A 6,695-nucleotide genomic window follows, 5' to 3' on the forward strand; every position below is an offset into this window, starting at 1 on the left:
CGGCTCGGTCTCCCAGCGCCCGCCGATGTGGTTGGCGAAGGTCTCGATGTCGTCGCGCTGCATCATTCCGTTCCTTCCGCCGGGTGCCACCAGCGCCCGTTGACCAGGACGCCCTCGGCGAAGATCCGCCGGCCGGCGGTGACGACCTCGCCGCGCACATCCTCCAGCGGGAAGGCGCCATCCTTCAGCGACAGGATGCTGGCATCGCCGACGCTGCCAGGCTTGAAGGTGCCCAGCTCGGGCCGGTTCAGCGCCTTGGCGGCGTTGACGGTCGATGCCGCGATCACCTCGTCGAGCGGCATGCCGAGCTCCAGGAACTTCGACAGCGTCGTCACCTGGTCATAGGCCGGGCCGTTGATGCATAGCGCGTGGACGTCGGAGGAGATGGTGTCCGGCTTGAAGCCCTGGGCCAGCATCGCCCGCGCCGTCTTCCAGCCGAACGACCCCTTGCCGTGGCCGATGTCGAACAGCACGCCGCGCTCGCGTGCCGCCACCACCTCGGGCTTGATCCGGCCGTCGCGGGTGACCGGCGAATTCGGGAAGGGCCGGAAGCAATGGGTCAGCACGTCGCCCGGCCGCAGCCGGTCCACCACCGCCTCGTAGGAGGGCGGCGGCTCGTCGATATGCACCATCAGCGGCAGCCCGGTCTCGTCGGCCACCTGCAGCGCGACGTCGAGCGGGGCGATGCCGGCCGGGCCGCTGGCGATGCGGCCGATCCGCACCTTGATGCCGATGATCACGTCGCGGTTGGCCTCGGCGACCTCCACGGCATCCCGCGCGGCCATCAGCCGGATGTCATGGCTTTCGCCGACCATGACCCGTTCCGAGAAGGCGAAGATGCCGGCGAAGGAGACGTGGAGGTAGACCAGGATGCGGATCTGGCTCGGCTCGATCACATGCTTGCGGAAGCCCGGGAAGTTGCCGGGCCCGGCGCTGCCGGTGTCGACGCAGGTGGTGACCGCGCTCATCCGCGCGAACTCCTCCGCGTCGATGCCGAGTGAGGTGCCGCCCCAATAGACATGGGTGTGCAGGTCGATCAGCCCCGGCGTCACGATCAGGCCGGAGACATCGCGGACGGCGCCGCCGCCGGGGTCCAGGCCGGCCCCGACCGCCGCCACCTTGCCGCCGGCGAAGGCGACGTCGGCGACGCGGTCGATGCCCTGCGACGGGTCGATCACCCGACCGTTCCTGAGCACGAGATCGAAGGCCATGGGAGCAACGCTTCCTTGCGGTGGAATCAGACCCGGGCGCCGCTGGCGCGGTCGAACAGGTGGATGCTGCGGTCGGCGGCGGTCAGGGTCAGGCTGGCGCCGGGGCGCAAGGCCCCGGGGTCGCCGCAGGTGGCCTTGACCATGCGGTCGCCGATCAGCACGTCGAGGAAATGGATCGGCCCGGCCGGCTCGATCAGCGCCAGCTCCCCGGTCAGCGACAGCGACCCGTCCTCCGGCCCGGCCGACGGCGTCAGGTCGTGCGGGCGGATGCCGACCACGCGGCTGTCATCCTGGCCGCCGGAGACGGCGGAACCGGGCAGGAAGTTCATCTGCGGGCTGCCGATGAAGCCGGCGACGAACTGGTTGGCGGGCTCGCGATACACCGCCATCGGGTCGGCGAATTGCTGCAGCACGCCGTCATGCATCACGGCGATCCGGTCCGACAGGACCATCGCCTCCTCCTGGTCATGGGTGACGAAGATGGTGGTCACCGCCAATTCGCGCTGCAGCCGCTTGATCTCGGTGCGCATCCGCACCCGCAGGCTGGCGTCGAGGTTGGACAAGGGCTCGTCCATCAGCAGCGCCGCCGGGTTGCGGACGATGGCGCGGCCGACCGCGACGCGCTGGCGCTGGCCGCCGGACAGCTCCGCCGGCGACCGGTCCAGCAATTCCTCCAGCCCCAGCAGCTCCGCCGCCCAGGCGACCTGGCGCCTGATGTCCTCCGTCGATACTCGCTGCTGGCGCAGCGGGAAGGCCATGTTGTCCCGCACCGCCATGTGCGGGTAGAGCGCGTAGTCCTGGAACACCAGGGCGATGTTGCGGTCGCGCGGCGCCAGGCCGCTGATGTCGCGCCCGTCGAACAGGATGCTGCCGGTCGAGATCTCCTCCAGCCCGGCGATGCAGTAGAGCAGCGTGCTCTTGCCGCAGCCGGACGGGCCGAGGAAGGAGATGAACTCGCCATCGGCGATGTCGAGGTCGAGCCCCTTCAGCACCCGGTGCTGGGCGTAGCTCTTGGACACGGCGCGGATGTTGATCGAGGTCATGCGGCCTCCCGGCTCAGCCCTTGACGGCGCCGGAGAGCGCGCCCTGGACGAGGTAGCGTTGGAACAGGAAGGCGACGAGCACCGGCGGCGCGATCGACAGCACGCTGGCGGCGAACATCGGCCCGTATTCGTAGAAGCGCGCCTGGCTGAGGAAGCCGGACAGCACCACCGGGATGGTCTGCGCGTTCGGCGTCGAAGTCAGGATCAGGGCGAACAGGAACTCGTTCCAGCTGACCAGGAAGCAGAAGATCGCGGCGGCGATGATGCCCGGCCGGGCCACCGGCAGCAGGATCTTCCACAGCATCTTCAGCCGCGAGCAGCCGTCGATCAGCGCCGCCCGGTCCAGGCTGGCCGGGATGCCCTCGAAATAGCTCTTCATCATCCAGGCGCTGAGCGGCAGCAGGATGCTGCTGTAGGCGATCACCAGCCCGGTGCGGGTGTCGATCAGCCCCAGCGTGCGGAAGATGACGAAGAAGGGCAGCACCAGGGTCAGCGCCGGGGTCATCCGGGTCAGCAGCAGGCCCCACAGGCTGATCCGGAAGAAGCGGGCCTTGCCGTGCCGGGCGAAGGCGTAGCCGGCCAGCGTGCCGAGGGCGACGCTGATCGTCACCACCACCACGCCAACGATGAAGCTGTTCAGCAGCGACAGCGGCACCCGCTTGGCCTGGACGCTGGTCTCGTTGCCGCTGGCCAGCTCCGGCGCCAGCACCGCGGTGAAGTTCTGCAGCGTGAAGCCGCTGGGCACCACGGTGGGCGGCGTCCGGATCAGGTCCGAGGCCGGGGTGATGCTCATCAGCACCAGGGCGATCACCGGCAGCGCCGACCACAGGAAGATCAGCAGCGCGGCGAGCGCGAAGCCGAAGCGGGACAGCACCGCCTCGACCCGCCGGGGCAGCCGCATCCGCGGCCGGTAAGGCGGCAGCGTCACCATGGCGTGCCGCCGGCCGGCGCCGACCCGGGCGCTGTCGGGGAGGACGCCGCCGGAGGCCGCGGCCGCCCGGCGTTGCCGCGGCCCGAGCACCATGAAGTACAGGATCGCCAGGACGAAGCTGAGGATGGTGAGGCCGTAGAGGATCGCCGCCCCTTCGCCGAACTTCAGGAACTGGAAGGAATAGAGGTAGCCGAGCCAGGCGAAGACCGTGGTGGCGGCGCCCGGCCCGCCGCGGGTCATGATCCAGAGGATGTCGAAGGCCATCAGCGAGTTGATCGTGGCGATGATGGCGATGAACAGCAGGTTGGGCTTCAGCCAGGGCAGCGTGATGGCGAAGAAGCGGGCGACCGGCCCGGCGCCGTCCAGCATCGCCGCCCGGTGCAGGTTCCCCGGCATCGACTGCAGCCCGGCCAGCAGCAGCAGAGCCGTCAGCGGCGCCTGGTTCCAGACCTGGGTCAGGGCGACCAGATTGAGCGCGCGGAAGCCGTCGCCGAGCCAGGGCGTGGCCAGGAAGCCGAGGCCGAGATCGTTGAGCAGCCCGTTCAGCGCGCCGTAGTCGCCGGCATAAACGAAGGACCAGAGAACGCCGACCGACACCGGCGCCATCGCCCAGGGCACCAGCATGACGCTGCGCAGGAAGCCGCGGCCGGCGAAGCGCTCGTTCAGGACCAGCGCCATGGCCATGCCGATCAGGGTGGTGCCGATCACCGAGAAGGCGGCGAAATAGGCGGTGCGGCCCAGCGCCGCCCAGAACTCGGCATTGCCGAGCATGCCGGCATAATTGTCGAGCCCGACGAAGATCCAGCGCTTGGTGATCGGGTTGGTGCGGTGGAGGCTGAGATACAGGCTGTAGGCCAGCGGCAGGCCGACGACGGCGATCACGATCGCCAGCGTCGGCGCCACCGCGCCATAGGCAAAGCCCGGGATCCGGCCGATGCGGCGGCGCGGACGGGAAATGGCAGGTGCTTGCGGAATGGTGATCGACACCGGGCCGCCCCTCCGACGAATGGCTCGCGAAGGACGATCGCGGCGTGGCCGCGATCGCCGTTCCTGCTGGCTACTGGTACTGCTGCTTCAGCTCGGCCACCTTCTTGCCGAGCTCGTCGACGATCTGGTCGGTCGACATGCTGCCGCGGATGTATTCCTGCACCCGCTGCATCATGAACAGGTCCCATTCCGGGAACCAGATCTGCTTGGCGACGTCGCGGGAGGTGGCGAGCTCGAGTTGCTTGTTGGTGACGGCGAGGTCGCGCCATTTGCCGAAGCTGGCGACGACTTCGGGATCGGCCATCACCTCCTTGTAGCCGGAGCCGAGGCCGAATTCGAGTGCCCAGCGCTTGATCACATGATACTGGCCGTCCTTGGACTTGCCGCCGAAGAAGCGCAGCAGGTTCCAGGTGCGGTCGACGTCGGTCGGCTGCGCCCCCATCATGTAGACGGCGGTCCAGGCGAAGGTCGACTTGGTCTTGCCCGGCATCAGGGCGTTCTTGACCTTGCCGGCGGCCTTGGAGAGCTTGGGATCGTTGGCGACCTTCTGGTCGTAGTCGTGCAGCACCATGAAGGTGTGGCGGCCGGTGGCGTAGCTGGGCACGCCCTCATTGGGCAGCGTCATGATGTCGGCCGCGACCAGCTGCTCCTTGTACAGGGCCTGGTGCGTCTCCAGCACCTTGCGCAGGGCGGCATCGTCGACGAAGTCGTTCTTGTCGTCGAAGACCGGCGCGCCTTCGGCATACCAGCAGGAGAAGATGCTCCAGGACAGCTCCGGCCACTTCTGACCCCAGGCACTGTTGTAGGGCGCGTCCGAGACGCCGTCCTTCTTCAGCTTGCGGCAGGCCTCGAGCAGCGAATCCCAGCTGTCCGGCACCTGGAGGCCGGCCTTCTGCAGATGCTCCTCATTGTAGATGAAGGCGTTGTGGCCGGCGTAATAGGGCAGCCCCGCCAGCTTGCCATTCGGCAGCGACATCGACTTGACGCTGACCGGGAACATGCCGGCTTTCATCTCGTCGACCCCGTCCAGCCCCTCGAGGTCTCGGGTCCACTCCGCCGTGCACCAGCGGGCGATGTGGTCTTCCTCGGCATACAGCATGTCGATGCGCTGGCCGCCGGTCAGCTTGGTCTCGACCACCGGGTGGTAGTCGCCGGTCACCAGCTCGTAATTGACGTTCTCGTCATACAGCTTCTTGAAGGTGTTGACGTTCTCTTCGACGATCTGCGGCTGGAACTGCCAGCCGATGAAGCCCAGCGGCGTGGCCGGCGCGGCGCGGGCCGATCGGCCGCCGAGGCCTGTGACGGCGGCCCCTGCCCCCAGGGCGGCGCCCTGCAGCACGCGCCTGCGGGACAGCAGATAACGACCCAACAGATCCTTATCCATTCGCCTCTCCTGTGATTTTTGGGGCTTGCTTCCAACCGGCATGGTGATCGCCGGGACGGGCTCGCTTCATCGGTATGTTTGTTATAGTTCCAAACAAACTTGCCGTCAACGCGGGAGGCATGCCAAAGCTTGGCTTCAGACAGTGGCGCGGGAGCAGGTCCGATGAGCAGCGACAAGGCGATCCGTTGGGGCGTTGTCGGCGCCGGGGACATTGCGCGCCGCTTCGGGCAAGGCCTGGCGCATGTCGCCGACGCGCAGATGGCGGCTGTCTGGTCGCGCCGCGCATCGACCGCCGATGCCCTGGCGCAGCAATTCGGGGCGCAGAGCTGCTCCAGCCTCGACGCCCTGCTGTCGAGCGACATCGATGCCGTCTACATCGCCACGCTGCACGACAGCCACGCCGAGTATGCGATCGCCGCCCTCGCCGCCGGCAAGCCTGTGCTGTGCGAGAAGCCGGCGACGATCAACGCGGCGCAGCTGGAACGCGTGCTCGATGTGGCGCGCGACCGGAAGCGGCTGTTCATGGAGGCGATGAAGCCGCCCTTCTACCCGCTGTACCGGAAGCTGCGCGAGCATCTGGAGCACGATCCGATCGGCCACATCGGGCTCGTGCGCGCCGGCTGTTCCAGGGCGGACGTGTCCGCGGACCATCCGACATTCTCGTTCGAGCACATGTGCGGCGCGCTGCTCAGCCTCGGCATCTACGAGGCGTTCCTGGCCGTCGACTGGCTCGGCGCGCCGCTGGACGTGCAGACGATCGGCCGCCTGGGATCAACAGGCGTTGATACATTCGCGAGCCTCAATTGCCGCCACGACAGGGGAATCGCGCAGCTGTTCTGCGGCCTGGACCTGCACGGCCGCGGCGATGCCCTGCTGGCGGCGCCGCTCGGTCACGTGACGATTCACGAAAACTGGTGGAACCCGATCCGTGCCACGATCCGCTACGCGGATGGCCGCGTCGTCGAGCTCGACCAGCCTTTCGAAGGCGGCGGCCTCAACTACGAGACGGCGCATTTCTGCGACTTGGTCCGCGCGGGCGCGCTGGAAAGCCCGGTCATGACGCATGCCAAGTCGCGGCAGATGATCGCGATGATGGATTCGGCGCGCGCGACGCTCGGCCTCAAATTCGACGGCGAATA

General features: G+C 68.0%; 5 protein-coding genes. 1 reads left to right on the forward strand and 4 read right to left on the reverse strand.

Going from position 1 to position 6,695, the window contains the following annotated elements:
- Nucleotides 1-62: 62 nt before the first annotated feature.
- From FFK22_RS40370 to FFK22_RS40385, 4 genes are all read right to left on the reverse strand, one after another.
- On the reverse strand, nt 63-1,211 hold the full coding sequence (locus FFK22_RS40370) for an amidohydrolase/deacetylase family metallohydrolase (RefSeq protein WP_138893476.1): 1,149 nt from the start codon (nt 1,209-1,211) through the stop codon (nt 63-65).
- Between the two features lie 26 nt (nt 1,212-1,237).
- Nucleotides 1,238-2,254 (reverse strand): ABC transporter ATP-binding protein, encoded by a 1,017-nt coding sequence (locus FFK22_RS40375; RefSeq protein WP_138893477.1) that lies wholly within the window; start codon nt 2,252-2,254, stop codon nt 1,238-1,240.
- 13 nt (nt 2,255-2,267) lie between these two features.
- Nucleotides 2,268-4,172, reverse strand: coding sequence for an ABC transporter permease subunit (locus FFK22_RS40380; protein WP_138893478.1), 1,905 nt, complete (start codon nt 4,170-4,172; stop codon nt 2,268-2,270).
- Between the two features lie 70 nt (nt 4,173-4,242).
- The gene (locus FFK22_RS40385) at nt 4,243-5,556 is read right to left on the reverse strand and encodes an ABC transporter substrate-binding protein (protein WP_138893479.1); all 1,314 of its coding nucleotides are present in this window, start codon (nt 5,554-5,556) and stop codon (nt 4,243-4,245) included.
- A gap of 162 nt (nt 5,557-5,718) precedes the next feature.
- Here FFK22_RS40385 and FFK22_RS40390 point away from each other — a divergent pair.
- On the forward strand, nt 5,719-6,695 hold a 977-nt coding region (locus FFK22_RS40390), incomplete at its 3' end, for a Gfo/Idh/MocA family protein (protein WP_138893480.1).

This window comes from Mycobacterium sp. KBS0706, assembly GCF_005938675.2.
Taxonomy (GTDB): Bacteria; Pseudomonadota; Alphaproteobacteria; order DSM-16000; family Inquilinaceae; genus Inquilinus.